12 protein-coding genes are annotated in these 18,626 nt (G+C 62.4%); 10 read left to right on the top strand and 2 right to left on the bottom strand.

The annotated features are described in order from the left end of the window. The first annotated feature begins 8 nt into the window (after positions 1-8). The 4 genes from JQ558_RS06450 (at position 9) to JQ558_RS06435 (ending at position 4,373) form a co-directional block, all read left to right on the top strand. Complete coding sequence (locus JQ558_RS06450) at positions 9-419, top strand: nuclear transport factor 2 family protein (RefSeq protein WP_212274232.1); 411 nt, start codon at positions 9-11, stop codon at positions 417-419. Positions 420-462: 43 nt separating this feature from the next. Beyond that, positions 463-1,419, top strand: coding sequence for a site-specific tyrosine recombinase XerD (xerD, locus tag JQ558_RS06445; RefSeq protein WP_212293141.1), 957 nt, complete (start codon positions 463-465; stop codon positions 1,417-1,419). Positions 1,420-1,606: 187 nt separating this feature from the next. Beyond that, entirely contained in the window at positions 1,607-2,569 is a 963-nt protein-coding gene (locus JQ558_RS06440; protein ID WP_192736474.1) for an acetyl-CoA carboxylase carboxyltransferase subunit alpha, read from the top strand. A gap of 289 nt (positions 2,570-2,858) precedes the next feature. Beyond that, complete coding sequence (locus tag JQ558_RS06435) at positions 2,859-4,373, top strand: murein L,D-transpeptidase family protein (RefSeq protein ID WP_212215218.1); 1,515 nt, start codon at positions 2,859-2,861, stop codon at positions 4,371-4,373. Positions 4,374-4,531: 158 nt separating this feature from the next. Here the strand turns inward: JQ558_RS06435 and secA are convergent, their stop codons facing one another. Then, positions 4,532-7,369 (bottom strand): preprotein translocase subunit SecA, encoded by a 2,838-nt coding sequence (secA, locus tag JQ558_RS06430; RefSeq protein ID WP_212213909.1) that lies wholly within the window; start codon positions 7,367-7,369, stop codon positions 4,532-4,534. 364 nt (positions 7,370-7,733) lie between these two features. On the opposite strand from secA, the gene JQ558_RS06425 reads away from it, so the two are divergent. Together JQ558_RS06425 and argJ are read left to right on the top strand one after the other, a co-directional pair. After that, positions 7,734-8,648 carry a peptidylprolyl isomerase gene (locus JQ558_RS06425; protein ID WP_212213893.1) on the top strand — a complete coding sequence of 305 codons (915 nt, stop codon included), beginning with the start codon at positions 7,734-7,736 and terminating at the stop codon, positions 8,646-8,648. Between the two features lie 173 nt (positions 8,649-8,821). Beyond that, positions 8,822-10,081, top strand: a complete 1,260-nt coding sequence (gene argJ, locus JQ558_RS06420; protein ID WP_212293140.1) for a bifunctional glutamate N-acetyltransferase/amino-acid acetyltransferase ArgJ — start codon at positions 8,822-8,824, stop codon at positions 10,079-10,081. A 141-nt stretch (positions 10,082-10,222) separates the two neighbouring features. Here argJ and JQ558_RS06415 read toward each other — a convergent pair whose 3' ends face one another. After that, positions 10,223-11,548: a TadE/TadG family type IV pilus assembly protein gene (locus JQ558_RS06415; protein WP_212293139.1), complete on the bottom strand. Its 1,326-nt coding sequence runs from the start codon at positions 11,546-11,548 to the stop codon at positions 10,223-10,225. A gap of 170 nt (positions 11,549-11,718) precedes the next feature. Here JQ558_RS06415 and JQ558_RS06410 point away from each other — a divergent pair, with 170 nt between their 5' ends. The 4 genes from JQ558_RS06410 to JQ558_RS06395 all read left to right on the top strand — a co-directional run bounded on the left by JQ558_RS06410 (position 11,719) and on the right by JQ558_RS06395 (position 18,517). Continuing rightward, entirely contained in the window at positions 11,719-12,129 is a 411-nt protein-coding gene (locus JQ558_RS06410; protein ID WP_212035802.1) for a (deoxy)nucleoside triphosphate pyrophosphohydrolase, read from the top strand. Between the two features lie 1,845 nt (positions 12,130-13,974). Continuing rightward, positions 13,975-14,910 carry a class I mannose-6-phosphate isomerase gene (locus JQ558_RS06405; protein ID WP_212293138.1) on the top strand — a complete coding sequence of 312 codons (936 nt, stop codon included), beginning with the start codon at positions 13,975-13,977 and terminating at the stop codon, positions 14,908-14,910. Beyond that, a complete protein-coding gene (locus tag JQ558_RS06400) occupies positions 14,907-17,189 on the top strand; it encodes a glycosyltransferase family 4 protein (RefSeq protein WP_212293137.1) in 2,283 nt (760 codons plus the stop codon). The genes JQ558_RS06405 and JQ558_RS06400 overlap by 4 nt, the downstream gene beginning before the upstream one ends. Positions 17,190-17,239: 50 nt before the next feature. Then, positions 17,240-18,517: a glycoside hydrolase family 130 protein gene (locus JQ558_RS06395; protein ID WP_212293136.1), complete on the top strand. Its 1,278-nt coding sequence runs from the start codon at positions 17,240-17,242 to the stop codon at positions 18,515-18,517. Positions 18,518-18,626: the final 109 nt, after the last annotated feature.

Raw genomic sequence — 18,626 nt, 5'->3', positions numbered from 1 at the left:
AATCAGCCATGAACTCATCCGTCGCCCATTCGAGCGACCGCCTTGACGCGGAGCATATTCGGGACATCGAGCGCGCACGACTTCGTGCCCTCGTCAACGCCGACATGATTGCGGCAGAACCACTGCACGCGCCGGACTTTCAACTGATCACGCCGATCGGCGCGACGCTGTCGAAAGCCGAATATCTCGGCGCGGTGGCCAGCGGGCAGATCAGGTATCTGCTATGGGAGCCGGGTGACATCGCTGTCCGCCTGTACGCAGCCAGCACGCTGATTCGCTATCGCGCCCGGCTCGAGGTCGTATTCGGAGGTCACAAGGTGCCGCCGGGCGATTACTGGCACACCGACGCCTATGAATGTCGCGACCGGCAATGGATGGTGGTGTGGTCGCAAGCGACCGCGATCAGCGCGCTCGCCTGACAAAAACAACTGCCGCTGCCTGGATCATCGGATATGATTCGGTATGGTCACCAACAATACCTCCGACGCGAAGCTCGTCAGCCTGTTCCTCGACATGCTGGCGGCGGAACAGGGCGCCGGCGATAACACCCTAGACGCCTATCGCCGCGATCTCGAGGATTTTTCGGAGTTCGCCGGCCGGGCGAAATCCGGCTTCATCGCTGCCAACACCCAGTTGCTGCGCGATTACCTTGAAGATCTCGATTGCCGCGGCTTCAAGTCCACGACCGTTGCGCGGCGTCTCTCTGCGCTGCGCCATCTGTTCCGGTTTCTGCTCAACGAACGGATGCGAACCGACGATCCCGCCGCGATCCTGTCCGGTCCGAAGCGCGGCCGCGGCCTGCCCAAGGTGCTTTCGATCGCGGATGTCGATCGCATGCTGACCCGGTCGAAGGAGCTCACCGAAACCGACGCCACACCTCAGCAGCGGCTTCGCGCGCTGCGGCTGCATTGTCTGCTCGAAGTGCTCTACGCCACGGGCTTGCGCGTTTCCGAACTGGTGGCGTTGCCGCTGTCGGCGGCGCGCCGCGACGCCCGGATGATCGTGGTGCGCGGCAAGGGCAACAAGGAACGGCTGGTGCCGCTGAACGAGGCGTCGCGGCAGGCGATGGCCGATTACCTCGCCGCGATGGAAGCGCTGAAGCCCGAGAAGAAGAAAAACGTCCCCGCCTCGAAATGGCTGTTTCCCTCCTTCGGCGAAAGCGGACATCTGACGCGACAGCATTTCGCGCGCGACCTCAAAGAGCTTGCATCCGCGTCGGGGCTGGCGCCGCGGCTGGTCTCGCCGCATGTGCTGCGCCACGCCTTCGCCAGTCACCTCCTGCACAACGGCGCCGACCTGCGCATCGTGCAAACCCTGCTTGGCCACACCGATATTTCGACCACGCAGATCTATACCCATGTGGTCGAGGAGCGGCTCAAGAGCCTGGTGCGCGACCTGCATCCGCTGGCGGAGAAGTAGACTTCCGCGTATCCAGCAAGTATGCCGCCTTGACTTCGACGCCTTCTCCCCCGAAACAGCCTCACTCGATCGCTACCCGCCATGGGCCTCCGCCCCGACCGTCAGCTAAATCGTTGAAGAGACTAATCTTCTTTATCAAAGACGAAACCACTTCGCCCGCAGCTAAGTTCCTCCCTATATTGGTTTGATGCCGGATCAGATGCGCAGCTACCTCGACTTCGAAAAACCCGTCGCCGAACTCGAGGCCAAGGTCGACGAGTTGCGCGCGCTGGCTGCGACCGGCAGCGACATCGGCGATGAGATTGCGCGAATCGAGGACAAGGCGTCGCAGGCGCTGACCGACCTCTATGCCAGCCTGACGCCGTGGCAGAAGACGCTGGTGGCGCGCCATCCGCAGCGGCCGCACTTCACCGATTTCATCAACACACTGATCACAGAATTCACGCCGATGGCGGGCGACCGCAAGTTCGGCGAGGACGAAGCGCTGATGGGCGGCTTCGGCCGCTTCCGCGGCGAAGCCATCTGCGTGGTCGGCCAGGAAAAGGGCGCCACCACCGAAAGCCGTATCAAGCACAATTTCGGCATGGCGCGCCCGGAAGGCTATCGCAAAGCCGTTCGCCTGATGGAGCTGGCCGACCGGTTCGGCATCCCCGTGCTGTCGATCGTTGATTCGGCCGGCGCCTATCCCGGCATCGGCGCCGAGGAACGCGGACAGGCGGAAGCCATCGCGCGGTCCACCGATGCCTGCCTGTCGCTCGGCGTGCCCAATGTCGCGATCATCACCGGCGAGGGCATGTCCGGCGGGGCGATTGCGATCACCACCGCCAACCGCGTGCTGATGTTCGAGCACGCGATCTACAGTGTGATCTCGCCTGAAGCGGCGTCCTCGATCCTGTGGCGGGACGGCACGAAGGCCCAGGAAGCCGCCACCAGCATGAAGATCACCGCCCAGGACATGCTGCGATTCGGCGTCATCGACCAGATCCTGAAAGAGCCTCCCGGCGGCGCCCATCGCGACCCCGCCGCCATCATCGCCTCCACCGGCGATGCCATCGCCCAGGCCTTCAACGACTTCCGCAATCTCGATGCGGATGCGGTGCGCAAGCAGCGGCGGCAGAAATTCCTCGATATCGGCCGCAAACTGGGCTGAACGGCTTCGATTCCTCGCCTTTTGGGGGAGATCGAGGGGCTGCGAGCCACGAAAGCCGCAGCCCCATCGCAAAATCGCCGATTTTTCGCCAAATCGTTGAATTTAGCCGCAATTATGCCCCGACCTCGTTCTTTATGGTCTGTTGACCATGCCCGCCAAGGTACCGGCTTGCGCGGCGGGTTCGAGTTGCGACAAATCGGCCTAAAGGGTAAGATTTTATACATCGGCTTCAGGGCATGACGCTGTGGTTGGGGTGCGAAAATTGCCCGATGGGTGTGGAGCTTAGCTTTTGATTTATCGCACGCTGGTACGCGCGCTCATCACGTCGGCTGCCCTCGCGGCCGGCGTTTTGTTGACTGGCTGCAACAGCGACGAGATTTCGCTGGCCAACAATGCCAAGGCCAACCAGCCGGTCCCGCCGAAGCTGATCCAGGCCATGGTCGAAAAGGACATGGACCTGAACTCGCCGATTCTGGTCCGGATCTTCAAGCAGGAAGCCGAACTCGAAATCTGGAAGCAGGATCGCGCCGGGCGTTTTGCGCTGCTGAAGACCTATCCGATCTGCCGCTGGTCGGGCGATCTCGGACCGAAGGTCAAAGAGGGCGACCGCCAGGCGCCGGAAGGCTTCTATTCGATCTCGCCGGCGCAGATGAATCCGCAGTCGGCCTATTATCTGTCGTTCAACACCGGCTACCCCAACGCATTCGACAAGGCGCTCGGCCGCACCGGATCGCAGCTGATGGTGCATGGCGACTGCTCCTCGCGCGGCTGCTACGCGATGACCGACGAGCAGATCGCGGAAATTTATTCGCTGGGCCGCGAGTCCTTCTTCGGTGGCCAGAAGTCGTTCCAGCTACAGGCCTATCCGTTCAAGATGACGCCAATCAACATGGCGAAGCATCGCAACAATCCGAACATGCCGTTCTGGCGAATGATCAAGCAGGGCTACGATCATTTCGAGGTGACGAAGCACGAGCCGAAGGTCGATTTCTGCGAGAAGAAATACGTGTTCGACGCCATCAGGGCGCCCAACGCCACGCGCGACCCGGTGTTCGACGCGTCGGGCAAATGCCCGGCCTATGCGATTCCCGATGAAGTCGCCGACGCCGTACGCGAGAAGCAGCAGGCCGAGGCCGCTGAAACCGCCAAGCTGATTTCGAAGGGCACGCCGGTCGCGCGGCTCAACACCGGTATCGACGGCGGCATGCACAAAATATTCGCCGCACGCGTTCCTGAAGCCAGCACCGGGCTGTCGGAAGGCGGCGACAGCCAGGGACTGGCGGCGCTCTCGCTGGCCCGCGCGCCCGGCACCATCCCCTCCCACGTCAACCCGCCGCGCGCGCCCTCCGACAATCTCCTGCTCGGCGCGCCGCAGGAGCCGAAGCTTGCTGCGGTCGCCAGCGCGCCGACAGCCGGACCGACAGCCTCGACCCCGGCCCCGACACGGGTCGCCAACGCCGCGCCGGCCGCACAATCCGACGGATGGTTCTCCAGCCTGGCCCGCAAGGTCGGCATTGGCGGCGGCGATGCGACCGCGAGCACCTCAAGCACACCGCCGCCCGCGTCGGCGAAGCCGAAGGTGATCGAGGCCAAGCGAACCGAGCCACCGCGTCACGAAGCCGCGGCACCCAAGACGTCAGCCCCGAAGGCCGAACCCAAGCAGGCCGCAGCCCGGCCGCCGCTGAAACCGTCGGTGACCGATACCGCGGCGCCAGCTGCTCCGGCCGCTCCCGCGCAGGTCGCCGGATCGGCGCCGATCATCTCGTCGAACTCGTTCGACAGCCGTTTCGGGGCGATGAAGTAAGCTTTCGTCACGCTGAAGCGCAGGGTGGGCAAAGCGAAAGCGTGCCCGCCAATCAAGCTGAACTTATCGGGAGAGAAGATGGTGGGCACGGCGCCATCGCGCCTTTGCCCACCCTACGACACCGCCTTCACGGATGTCAGCGCACGATCACAAGCAGCTCAGCCGTATTTGCCGTGGCAGTGCTTGAACTTCTTGCCGGAGCCGCAAGGACAATCCTCGTTGCGGCCGACCTTGCCCCAGGTGGCGGGATTTTTGGGATCGCGGTCGGCGGCGGCGACCGAAGGCACCAGGGACGCATTGGCGAACGCCATCTCGTCTTCGCCGGTATCCGGATTGAGCTTGTGCGCTTCCATCACCGGCAATGCCGGCTGCTGCTCTTCCGGCGGAACGATCTCGACGCGCATCAACTGCGCCGTCACCGCCTCGCGCAGATGCGCGATCATCGCCTCGAACAGGCTGAAGGCTTCCGACTTGTATTCCTGCAACGGATCGCGCTGGCCGTAGCCGCGCAGGCCGATGACCTGGCGCAGATGGTCGAGCATCACGAGATGCTCGCGCCAGAGATGATCCAGCGTCTGCAGCAGAATGGTCTTTTCGACGTAACGCATCACGTCGGGGCCCCATTGCGCGACCTTGGCCGCCATGCGCTCGTCGACATACTTCTCGATGCGCGCCAGCAATTCCTCGTCGGCGATGCCCTCTTCCTTGGCCCATTCATCGACCGGAAGGTCGACGTCGAGCACGCGCTTCAATTCGTCCTTGAGGCCGGTAACGTCCCACTGCTCGGCATAGGCATGCTCGGGCACATGCTTGGCGACGACATCGTCGACGAAGGCATGGCGCATGTCGGCGACGGTCTCGGCGACACTGTCGTCCTTCATCAGGTCGACGCGCTGGTCGAAGATCACCTTGCGCTGGTCGTTCTGGACGTTGTCGAATTTGAGCAAATTCTTCCGGATGTCGAAGTTGCGGGCCTCGACCTTCTGCTGCGCCTTCTCCAGCGCCTTGTTGATCCAGGGATGGATGATCGCCTCACCCTCTTTGAGGCCGAGCCGCGTCAGCATGGTATCGAGCCGGTCGGACCCGAAGATCCGCATCAGGTCGTCTTCCAGCGACAGGAAGAATTTCGAGCGTCCGGGGTCGCCCTGACGGCCGGAGCGGCCGCGCAGCTGGTTGTCGATGCGTCGCGATTCATGGCGTTCCGAACCCATGATGTAGAGCCCGCCGGGCTTGGTGATGGTCTTGGCCGGCTTCGAACCCTTGGCAGGTTCGATTTCGACGACGTCTTCGGCCTTCAGCACGATCTCGCGGAAACGCTCGATGTCGGCCTTGATGAGTTCGATCTTGGCGGCCTTCTCGGCCTCGTCCGTGATGTGCGCGGTCTCCTGCAGGATCCGCATCTCGAGCGAACCGCCGAGCTTGATGTCGGTACCACGGCCGGCCATGTTGGTCGCGATCGTGATCGCGCCGGGGACGCCGGCTTCCGCAACGATATAGGCTTCCTGTTCGTGGAAGCGCGCGTTCAGCACCGCGAACAGTTTCGCAGGCTTGCCCGCGCGCGCCGCGGCATAGAGCTTCTCCATGCCGGATTCAGAACCGAAATCGATCTGCTTGTAGCCGTGGTTCTTCAAATAGTCGGCCAGCACTTCCGACTTCTCGATCGAGGCGGTGCCGACCAGCACCGGCTGCAGCCGCGCATTGGCGCGTTCGATCTCGGCCAGGATCGCGGCGTATTTCTCGTTCTGGGTGCGGTAGACCTCGTCGTCCTCATCGAGACGCGCCACCGGCACGTTGGTCGGGATTTCAACGACCTCGAGCTTGTAGATGTCGAACAGTTCGTCGGCTTCGGTCAGCGCGGTGCCGGTCATGCCGGCGAGCTTGGCGTACATCCGGAAATAGTTCTGGAAGGTGATCGAGGCCAGCGTCTGGTTTTCCGGCTGGACCTGGACATGCTCCTTGGCTTCCAGCGCCTGGTGCAGGCCTTCGGAATAGCGCCGGCCCTGCATCATGCGGCCGGTGAATTCGTCGATGATGATGACCTCCCCGTCGCGGACGATGTAGTCCTTGTCGCGGTTGAACAGCGAATGGGCGCGCAGCGCCTGATTGATGTGATGGACCACCGAGACGTTCTCGACGTCGTAGAGCGACTCGCCCTTGAGCTGGCCGGCGTCACGCAGCAGGGTTTCGATCTTCTCCATGCCGGCTTCGGTCAGCGTCACCGTGCGCTGCTTCTCGTCGACGTCGTAATCGGTCTTGTCGAGCTTGGGCAGGAAGGTGTCGATGGTGTTGTAGAACTCCGACCGGTCGTCGAGCGGGCCGGAGATGATCAGGGGCGTGCGCGCCTCGTCGATCAGGATCGAGTCGACTTCGTCGACGATGGCGTAGAAGTGGCTGCGCTGGACCATGTCCTCGAGCCGGTACTTCATGTTGTCGCGCAGATAGTCGAAACCGTATTCATTGTTGGTGCCGTAGGTGATGTCGCGCGAATAGGCTTCCTTGCGCTCGGCATCGTCGAGGCCGTGGACGATCACGCCGACGGAAAGGCCGAGGAAATTATAGATCTGCCCCATCCATTCGGAGTCGCGGCGGGCGAGGTAGTCGTTGACGGTGACGACGTGGACGCCTTTGCCGGCCAGCGCGTTGAGATAGACCGCAAGCGTCGCGACCAGCGTCTTGCCTTCGCCGGTCTTCATCTCGGCGATGTCGCCCTCGTGCAGCACCATGCCGCCAATCAGCTGGACGTCGAAATGGCGCTGGCCGAGGGTGCGCTTGGCCGCCTCGCGCACGGTGGCAAAGGCCGGAACCAGGAGGTCGTCGAGCGTCTTGCCGTTGGCGATCTGCTCGCGGAATTCGGCGGTGCGGGCCTTCAGCGCCTCGTCCGACAGCGCGGTGAGCGTGGGCTCGAGCGCGTTGATGGCGTTGACGCGGGACTGGTATCCCTTCACCCGCCGGTCGTTTGCGGAGCCGAAAAACTTGCGGGCGAGCGCGCCGATCATGCCGAGTTCCTGTCTGTGCCGTGTCTTGCTATGCCGTGTCTTGCGTTGCGGCCGTGACGTGATCCACCAGATTGCCTATCAACTCACCGTGACGCGTCGCGGCAAACGCCCCGATCCGGGGGTCATCCGCCAAGTGAGTGGGATTCAGGCAAGCTAAGGTTCAACGGCAAAAAGCCCAGTAAAATAAGCGCTATCGCCATCGATTGGTTCCGGCAGAGATATGGCTGGGCTTGAGCCTTGTCAACGCCGCCAAGATGTCAAGGAATTCATCATTTTGACAGACTTTTCGCGTTGCCAAGGTGCCATGATTGGGCGAGTGTCCCGCCGCCTTTTGGCATTCCCATCTTCAAGACAAGGATTTTGCATGACCTCCCCGTTCCCGGAAACGAAAACCGGCCTGCGCTTCGGCTTGGCCTCCCTGGCCCTGACGACCTGCCTGGCTGCGGTTCTGGCCGCCGGCGTGCCGGCCCGCGCCCAGGACAACCCCGTTCTGGCGAAGGTTAACGGCGTGGAGATCCGTCAGAGCGACGTCGCGCTGGCCGAAGAGGAACTTGGCCCGAGCCTCGCCCAGATGGACCCGGCGACCAAGAAGGACAACGTGCTGGCCTTCCTGATCGACCTCAAGATCGTCGCCAAGGCCGCCGAGGACAAAAAGGTCGAGAATTCCGAGGACTTCAAGCGGCGCATGGCGTTCACGCGCAGCCGTCTGTTGATGGACAGCCTGCTGGCCACCGAAGGTAAGGCGGCAACCACCGAAGAGGCCATGAAAAAGGTCTATGAGGAGGCCTCCAAGCAGATCACCGGCGAAGCCGAGGTTCGCGCCCGGCACATCCTGGTCGAGACCGAGGACGAGGCCAAGGCGATCGCGGAAGAGCTGAAAAAGGGCGCCGATTTCGCCGATCTCGCCAAGAAAAAGTCCAAGGACCCCGGCGCCTCCGACGGCGGCGACCTCGGCTTCTTCACCAAGGAGCAGATGGTGCCGGAATTCTCGGCCGTGGCGTTCGTGCTCGAGCCCGGCAAGATCTCCGATCCCGTCAAGTCGCAGTTCGGCTGGCACATCATCAAGGTCGAGGAAAAGCGCAACCGCAAGGCGCCCGACTTCGAGCAGGTCAAGCCCCAGATCGAAACCTACGTGACGCGCAAGGCGCAGGCCGATTACGTGGCCAAGCTGCGCGAGGCCGCCAAGGTCGAGCGCATGGACAAGCCGGCCGAGCCGGCGGCGAAGCCGGCCGAGGCTGCTAAGCCCGACGCCTCCAAGATGGCGCCGGCGAAGAAATAAAATCGACTTCGCCGCCCGACTTCAGTATTTAGGCATCATGCCCGGCCCACTCAGGTGTGCCGGGCATCCATGTCTTAGGGCCTTCATCAACGGATGCTGAAGACGTGGCTGGCCGCGAATCCTGCTGGATCCGGCCCCATCGCTTCCAATCTTCCTGTCGATAAGGCGCCCCCATGTCATCAGCCGTTTCCCCCCTCGCACCAACCGAAGTCCCCGACATGCCCGTGATCGGGGGCGTGCGGCTTGCCACGGCCGCCGCCGGCATCCGCTACAAGGGGCGCACCGACGTGCTGCTCGCGATCATGGACAAGGGGACGAATGCGGCCGGTGTCTTCACCCAATCGAAATGCCCAAGCGCCCCGGTGGAATGGTGCCGCGCCCAGCTCAAAGGCGCAGGTTCTTCCAAGGGAGGACTTGCGCGCGCGCTGGTGGTGAATTCCGGCAATGCCAATGCCTTCACCGGCAAGACCGGACGGCAGGCCACGACCTTGACGGCGTCGATTGCCGCCAAGGCTGTGGGGTGCAAACCAAATGAGGTGTTTCTCGCCTCCACCGGCGTGATCGGCGAGCCGCTTGACGCCAGCAAATTCGACGGCGTGCTGGGCACGCTGGCCGACAGCGCTGCGCCTGCGGACTGGATGGGCGCGGCCCGGGCGATCATGACCACCGACACCTTTCCGAAGGTCGCGACCGCGACCGTGAAACTCGGCAAGGCCAAGGTCACCATCAACGGCATGGCCAAGGGCGCCGGCATGATCGCGCCCGACATGGCGACCATGCTGTCCTTCGTGTTCACCGACGCGCCGCTGTCGTCGGCCGTGCTGCAAGCGCTACTCAAGAGCGGCGTCCAGGATACCTTCAATGCGCTGACCATCGACAGCGACACCTCGACATCGGACACGCTGCTGGCGTTTGCAACCGGGACGGCCGCCGCCGCCGGCGCGCCCAAAATCACCCGCGCCGGCGACCCGAGGCTGAAGGCCTTCACCAAGGCGTTCCGCGCGGTGCTCGCCGATCTTGCCGAGCAAGTCGCCCGCGACGGCGAAGGCGCGCGAAAACTGGTCGAGGTCATCGTCGAGGGCGCGACCACCAACATCTCCGCGCGCCGGATCGCGATGTCGATTGCGAATTCGCCGCTGGTCAAGACCGCGATCGCCGGCGAGGACGCCAATTGGGGCCGCGTGGTGATGGCGGTCGGCAAGGCCGGCGAGCCCGCCAACCGCGACAAGCTGTCGATCTCGTTCAACGGCATCCGCGTCGCCAAAAGCGGCGCGCGCGATCCGTCCTACAACGAGGCGGAGGTTTCCGAGGCGATGAAGGCTCCGAAGATTCAGATCAAGGTCGCGCTCGGCCTCGGTAAGGGCCGCGACCGCGTGCTGACCTGCGACCTCACCAAGGAATACGTCGCCATCAACGGCGATTACCGGTCGTAGACATTGCCGTCATTGCCTGCGACCAACGCGAAGCGTTTGCGCAAGGGAGCGTAAGCGACGAAGCAATCCATCTATCCGTTACGCCGCACCATGGATTGCTTCGCTTCGCTCGCAATGACGGATTGACCAGTCGAGCCCGCGTCAGCTGCTGATCCGCGCGTCGGCGATCGCTTTTTTGAACAACGCGTTCATCGCTTCCGCAATGCCCTGCGTCGGGCTGACCTCGAAGTACAATCCGGTCGAGGCGCAGCTCTGCATGTTCTGCGCGATCTGGCTGTTCGGCGACGGCCCGTAGGGCCCGGCATTGAACGGCGCGATCCACGTATTGTACCAGGCGTTGGTCGGCAGCGCGAGATAGGTGGTGTAGAGCACGGCGATCTTGATGCCGCGAGCCTTGATCGCCGTGCAGAGCGCCGCGTTGAGCGGCGACTGGCAGCGCCCGCTGCTGGTGGTCGGCTTGATGCATCCTCCCGGATTGTACTCGTCGGCGACGCCATCCGACACGAAAAACAGATACTTCAGCGGCGCCGAGGACGTGCCGGCGCCGGGCGCGCTGATCACGCTGTTGATCGCGGGCATGATATTGGTGAACTGGGTATCCTGGTCGTTGTTCTCATTCTGGCCCTTGACGGTCATCAGGTCGATGTTGCCGGCCGCGCTCTTGGCGCTCGACAGGCTGGACGACAGCGAAAACAGGGCTCTTAGCCCGGCCGAGCCCGCCGATGCGCCGAAATCGTAGATCGCCATCCGGAACTGGCTCGAATAGGTCTGGGTCGCGGCCGCCGTGTCCATCAGCTGCTCGGTCGCGCTGCGCAGCACGTCGATCCGCGTGGTCACGCCGAGGGTTTTGGCAAGCTTGTAGTAGTTATTTTTGTTATTGAGATCGTGACAGGCAAACGCACACTTGTCCGAGGTATTGTTGACCATCTTGCTGACGTCGGCCGGCGTCGCGCCGACGCCCATCGACGGCGAATTGTCCATCAGCAGATAGAAATCGATATAGAGCGGCATGCTCGTGGTGGCGGTCGACGAGCCGGTTACGGTGACACTGGTCTTGCCGATCACGCCGAGAAACATCATCGGGACCGTGGCGGAGAACTGAACCTTCGAGGTGATGATGTTCCCGGCCTTCGTCATTGCCGGCGTCATGCTGGTGAGTGTGTAGCCGACCACGCCGTTCATGTTGGCGTTGAAGATATTGGTGGCGTCGGTGACGCCGGCCGGGATCGGCCCATCCGAGGTCATCGATCCCGCGGCGATGAAGCCGGGCGCGCTCTTGGCGACCGAGCCGACGCTGGCCGCGTCGATCGCCGCCTGCAATTTGCTGCGCAGCTGGGTGGCCCGCGAATAGTCGACCGCACATCCGACCGCCGATATGATGGGCAGCGACGCAATCGCAAATATTACGGCGATATTGCCGGAGCGGTCGCAACGAAAGCGGTTGAGCAGAGAAGTGAAAGCGCGCATAGGATGCCTGTTCTGGGCCGGTCTTGCGCACATCTTGCCATCGAGAGATTAACTTATAACTTATAAGCATCTATCCTTCGCTACGCTGAACAAACCGTTTGGCCTCGCGACGATTGCTGGTTAATGAATGGCGTGCGGCACCCCCGCGGTTTTCTGATTAGTTCTTGTGCATGGCTGACATCAAACTCACCCTCGTCGTCGCCTGCGCGCTGGTCGACGCCGACAAACGGGTGCTGCTGGCGCAGCGTCCGGAAGGCAAGGCGCTCGCGGGCCTGTGGGAATTTCCCGGCGGCAAGGTCGAGCCCGGCGAACGACCCGAGCAGACGCTGATCCGCGAACTGCATGAAGAGATCGGCATCGACGTCAGCGAGCCATGCCTGGCGCCGCTGACCTTTGCCAGCCACGCCTACGAGACCTTCCATCTCCTGATGCCGCTCTATATCTGCCGGCGCTGGGAAGGCCAGGTGATCGCCCGCGAAGGCCAGCAACTGGCCTGGGTGCGCGCGGGCAAACTGCGCGACTACCCGATGCCGCCCGCGGACATTCCGCTGATCCCGCATCTGCTGGATTTGCTGTTGTGAGGTGAGCGCGCGGTCACCCACAGCTGTCGTCCTCCGCGAAAGCGGGGGACCCAGTACGCCGCGGTCTCTCGATTCAACCATTGCGGCCTCTGGAATACTGGGTCGCCCGGTCAAGCCGGGCGATGACAGTTGAATGTGCGTTAGCATTCTCGCGACGCATTGCGCCCGAGCTTTGCCAGAAATTCCTTGCCCTCGAAATCAGAGGGCGCAGGGAAGACCGGGTGCGCGCTGCACCCGCGGTCTCGCGTGCGTTCTGTGCTAAAGAAGCTGCACACGAGCATACAGGGCAGCGGAGAACACCCGGCCTTCCCTGCGCAGTGGCTTTACGGCTTATGACGCGCTCTCCCCGGTGAGACGGCCTCTATTGCCACCGTCGCCCCCGGAAGCGTTGGCTCCCGCAGGACTTGACGCCGTTACGGGCGCCAGGACCACACGCTTTCGCCGTACGCTTCAGCCGCGACCGTCAATCGCAACTGTTACGTCCACCGCAACCCGCCCCTCGTCGTGACGATGGCCAACGCCCCTCTGAATGGGACGGGATGGCGATAGATGCGCACTGATTTGGGCCGGACGACAACAGAAATATTTTTGATTTACGGAAATTTTGGACTTGACACGATTTCTGCAAATCGTAAGTGATTTGCCCGTCGGGTTGATTTGCCGCACCCGGACCGCAAGATTGCGCTTGCGGGCGAGGCAACGCAGTTGGCGTTGGCAATCCAGCTAAGCAATTCCGACACGCGTAGTCCGTAGGGCGGGTTCTCTTTAACCCGCCATCCCGCAATCAAGCCGGCGGGTTAAAGCGAACCCGCCCTACGAAGGCCTGCCGATCACGGTCATAGCAAGCGAAAGCGCCGTTGCAGCCGAAACGAGGATTGGTCCTTCCTCAAGCCAATGAGGTAGAGTCCTCGATACTGGGCGTAGCGGCTGCGTCGGGCCTCGGTGGGGTCATTGGTTTCGATCTGCTGCACGTATCCCGCCAATCCGTTCACGAACACAAATCGTGGCCATGTGCAGAAACTGTAAGCACATGCAGTTAACGAATATCCGACGGCGCCGCAGGCATCGTCCAAACAAATGTTGAAATACACCGGTTGTCATCTCGCTATTTGGGAAAATGAGACTATATGTGGAACATCATCGCGCGCCCCCGGCAGTTATCGATGACTGAGAGCGTTGCGCTCCCGCCTCAACCAAGCAGGCGGTCCATTGTCAAATTCTCCAACATCCGACTTCCGTGAGTGGCTGGTGCCTCCGGTGCTGCTGCCGAACTTTTTCGTCATGCTGATCGCCGCCGCGGTCATTTTTCAAGTTTGATCCGTCCACGCGAGACCGCAGAACAAAACCCGTCAGAAAGTCGCAATGGCCAACAAAGCAACTGTCAGGAACGCGTATGGCGTGCCGGCCATGTTCGCCGGATCAAAAACAGGCAGCGATGACGCTGCCTTCGTTTTTGTCAGGGTTGGAAATGAGGAGCGTCGCATGCGATGGGCCGAATGGGATGCTCTCCCGGCATGGACCGGACCTCGTCCCTCCTGGGGACCGAAGTCTGGCGCCCCATCGACACTCGACCAATCCTAACGGTGCCGGTTCCCTTGTTAGACGCATTGACAGCGTCTTTCGGCAATCGATGCTGCGTTTCGCGACCGCCCCCGGTTGAGGAGAAGGAGAGTAAACAGGCCGCGGCAGGTTGTAATCGCGTGATGAAGTAGCCACCTAAGGAACACGCAGCGTCCGATCCGCATTAAGTCCGGATACGCGACGCCTTAGCCATGCCAAATCCTAACGACGATAGCGGCCAACGGCACGTCGCCCTGACGTGCGCGTCATGGGTCAGGACATCCTATGCCTACCGAACATGCCGCCGTGCGGGTCGTCCACAAGCCCTGGGGGGCCCGTGATCTGCACCCCTGGAGCACTATTGACGGGTCTGGTGACGCCATCGGCGAGCTGTGGTTCGAGCGGGCGGCCAAGGATGCGCCTGCCCCGGCCTTGCTCCTCAAGCTGCTATTCACCAGCGAACCCTTGTCGATCCAGGTCCATCCGGACGACACTTTCGCACGCGCGATGGGGATGCCGAACGGCAAGAGCGAGGCGTGGTATATCCTCTCGGCTCAGCCCGATGCGCAGATCGGCGCGGGACTAAAGCACCAAATAACGCCACAGCAATTGCGTGCGTCCATCCAGGACGGTTCGATCGCCGAACTGATGCACTGGCGACCGGTTGCGAAAGACGACGTCATCTACATCCCGGCCGGCACCATCCACGCCATCGGCGCCGGTATTGTGCTCGCAGAAATTCAGCAGCGCAGTGACGCGACATTCCGCCTGTTCGACTATGGCCGGCAGCGCGAATTGCACGAAGACGACGGGGTCGCGGTCGCTCACCCATGGCCGCTTCGAATGCCCTGCAATCCGACCCGCCTTACCGCGGACCGAACGGTCCTCGTCGCCAGCCGGCATTTCGTTCTCGAGCGCGCTGAACTCCCCGAGGGTTCAAGCTGGGCGCTGGTTGCCGAACCGGAAACCTGGATTCTCGTTCTCAGCGGTCACGCCGCCATTGGACTGGCCGCGGCCTCGATCGGGGAAGCCGTCTTCGTTGCCGGCGGACGCACCAGCATCGAGGTCGGCAGCCATGGATTGAGTGCCTTGATCGCGTATCCGGCGAGCCGGCCGATCGATTCCCTGTTGCAACGGCTTGGTGAAACGCCGGGCAATGCTGCCAATCCGACTGCTCCTGCTGTTCCGCAGTTTGAAGGCGCCAAGGAGCCGCGAACATGACGCCGCTTCGCCGCATCGCCGTCATCGGCAATTCGCTGCCCCGCCGCTGCGGTATCGCCACCTTCACGACCGATCTGGAACGCGCGCTTTCCAGTTCACGGCCGGATCTGGAGGTCAGCATTGTCGCAATGAACGACCACGGACAAGCCTATGACTATCCCGCTTCGGTTGCCTTGCAGATCAAGGATGACACCATTGAAGACTATGTGCGTGCCGCGGCGTTCCTGAATGCCGGCCGGTTCGACGTCGTCTGCCTGCAACATGAATTCGGAATCTTCGGCGGCGAAGCCGGCGGCCACATCCTCGAGCTGCTTTCACGCCTCAGCATGCCTGTCATCACCACGCTGCACACGGTGCTGGCCAAGCCGACCGCCGCCCAGCGTGCGGTCATGGAGCGCATCGTCGATGCTTCTTCGAAGATCATCGTGATGGCCAACAAGGGCCGCGAGATGCTGCGCAGCGTTTATCGCGTACCGGACAACAAGATCGAGGTGATCGCGCACGGCATTCCCGACTTTCCGTTTGTCGAGCCCGACGCGGCAAAGGCCAAACTCGGATTCAGCGACCGCTCCGTCATTCTGACGTTCGGCCTGCTCTCCCCCAGCAAGGGCATCGAGGTCATGATCGACGCCATGCCCTTGATCCTGGAACGTCGCGCGGACGCAGTCTATGTCGTGCTCGGCGCGACGCATCCAAATCTGGTGCGCGACCAGGGCGAAGCCTATCGCGAGAGCCTGATGACGCGCGTGCGCGAACTTGGCGTCGAGAACCATGTCGTCTTCCTCGACCAGTTCGTCGATCAGGCAACATTGTTAGAGTTCATTTCGATGTGCGATGTCTACGTCACGCCCTATCTCAACGAGGCGCAGATGACGTCGGGGACGCTGGCCTACAGCTTCGGATTGGGCAAGCCGGTGGTGTCGACGCCGTATTGGCACGCGCTGGAGCTGCTGGATGACGGCCGTGGCGTCATCGTTCCCTTCGGCAACGCGGTCGCGATCGGCAAGGAAATTGCGCAATTGCTCACCAATGCCCCGCGTCGGCAGGCAATGCGCGAGCGTGCCTACACCATCAGCCGATCGATGACATGGGAACGTACGGCCGAACGTTACATGGCCACCTTCGAACATGCGCGCCATGGTGACTGGCTCAAGGTGGTGGCGCGTACCGGGCCGGTCGCGATCGCGCACAGCCCTGCGGCGTCGGACATGCAATTGGATCATTTTCTTTCCATGTGCGACGATACCGGCCTGTTCCAGCATGCGGTGCATTCGGTGCCCGATCGCGCCCACGGCTATTGCGTGGATGACAATGCCCGCGCCTTGCTGCTGGCGTGCGCCCTTAACAATCCGGGCGAAACGCGCTTGTCCGAAGTTTTGACGGCCCGGTTTGCCGCCTTCGTGCAGCATGCGTGGAATCCGGACACCAAACGCTTTCGCAATTTCATGGGCTTCAATCGAACCTGGCTCGAAGATCGCGGCTCCGAAGACAGTCATGGGCGAACATTATGGGCGCTGGGTGAGTGCGCGCGCAGGGACGCAAGCCCGTCGCGACGCCGATGGGCCGCCGCCTTGTTTGCCGAGGCATTGCCGGCCGTCGAGGCCTTCAGTTCGCCGCGCGCATTGGCTTTCACCCTGCTGGGTCTGGACGGCTATTGCGCCGTTGTTCGCGATGATGCGCGCGCCCGGGAAATCCGACATTTTCTCGCCGACAGGTTGATGGCGGGGCTCGCGTCGGTCGAGACGCCGGACTGGACCTGGTTCGAGGAAGGCCTGGCGTATGACAACGCGCGCCTGCCGCAAGCCTTGATGCTGACAGGCATGGCCACGCAAAGTCCCGATTACCTCGCTGCCGGATTGCGATCCCTGCGTTGGCTGATGACACAACAAACGGCTTCGACGGGACATTTCCGTCCCGTCGGCACCACCGGCTTTGGCGAACGGCGCCAACCGCCGCGCGCGTTCGACCAGCAGCCGGTAGAGGCAGCGGCGACGATCGCGGCCTGCCTGACCGCGTGGCGCGCGGAGGGCGACGCGGAATGGAAGACAATCGCAAGCAACGTTTTCGCCTGGTTTCTCGGCCGCAACGATTTATCGATCGCGCTGGTCGATCCCGAGACCGGCAGTTGCCGGGATGGCCTGCATCCCGACCGCGCCAACGAAAACCGCGGCGGCGAGTCGGTCGTGTCCTATCTGCTCGGTCTTGCCGATATTCGTCAGCTGGCGCGCGTCAACGTCAGCGTGACACCGCCCGCGGCGCTTCGCGCCATCGGCGCCTGAGTACATTTTCCCTCCAGCGAACCGAGGACATCTTGTCGCAAGCCTCCTTCATGAATCGGCAGGCGCTCTATCTGCGCCCCGACCCCGCGCGCGTGATTGTACGCCCGTTCAAGCCCGCGACTGAGCCACGCGATCTCAACCCGACCGACAAGACCCGCGCCAATCATATCGTCGAGCGCGTCCTTGCACTCGACCCGAAGGTCGCAGCCCATGTGCTGGCCGACGTGCTGGAAAATTTTCAGGGCCGGCATCGCAACCTGCTGGAGACGTTCGAGGCCCGAGCCGACGTCATGGAACAGGCGCTGGCGGCTCACGGCGCGTTTTCCAAGATTCAGCGCCAGTTGATCGGCGCTTATTTTCTGAACGAATATTCGTTCGAAGCCTCGGCGCTGTTCAATCCCAGCATCGTGCCGCACCCTGACCAATCGGACGCCCCGACCGGCGGCTTGCGCTTTGTTCTCAGCCTGCGCGCCGTCGGCGAGGGCCATGTATCGTCACTGACGTTTCGCACCGGCACGGTCGCAGCCGATGGCAGCCTGACTGTCGATCCAACGGTCCGTCTCGCTTCCAGCCCCCGGATCAAGCTCCGCGCAGCCAGCCCACATGGCGACGAGGTAGAATTGACGTTCAATCCGCACGAGGAACTCAGCGAGCGTGTCATCTTTCCGATCACGGATTCCCAGTCGAACGGTATTGAAGACGCCCGGTTTGTCGAGTTCAGCGATGGCGGCCGGAAAACCTACTATGCCACCTATACCGCCTATAGCGGCAGGGCGATCCGATCCGAGTTGATCGAGACCAGTGACTTTCAGTCCTTTCGAATGTCGCCGCTGCAAGGGACGGCCGCGCACAACAAGGGCATGGCGCTGTTCCCGCGCAGGATCGAGGGCAAATACGCCATGATCGCGCGCCAGGACAACGAGAATCTTTATCTGATCTATTCGGACGATTTGCACCGGTGGGACGGCGGTCAGGCGATCCTGAAGCCGCAATTTCCCTGGGAGTTCGTGCAGATCGGAAACTGCGGGTCACCGATCGAACTGGATGAAGGGTGGTTGTTGCTCACCCACGGCGTCGGGCCGGTCCGGAAATATTCGATCGGCGCGGCCCTGCTCGACAAGAATGATCCATCCCGGGTGCTGGCGCGCGCAAGCGAACCTTTGCTGCATCCGGAGGCGTCCGAGCGTGAGGGCTATGTTCCCAACGTGGTCTATACCTGCGGCGCGATGCGCCACAATGACCAGATCATTTTGCCCTACGCCATCTCCGACACCTACTCCAACTTTGCGACCATCAAGATCGCAGCCCTGCTGCAAGCAATGTCCTGATGGCGCGGCAGAGCTATTCGTACGGCAGGCCTGCTTCGACGTCCACTTTACCGCTGCCTCGAGGCTTCCGCCGGGCCTAGCTCGGTTTTGACTGGATTTCATGCGGTGC

This window comes from Bradyrhizobium sp. AUGA SZCCT0160, assembly GCF_018130105.1.
Classification (GTDB): Bacteria; Pseudomonadota; Alphaproteobacteria; order Rhizobiales; family Xanthobacteraceae; genus Bradyrhizobium.
This window is presented reverse-complemented; position numbering and strand designations above follow the sequence as displayed.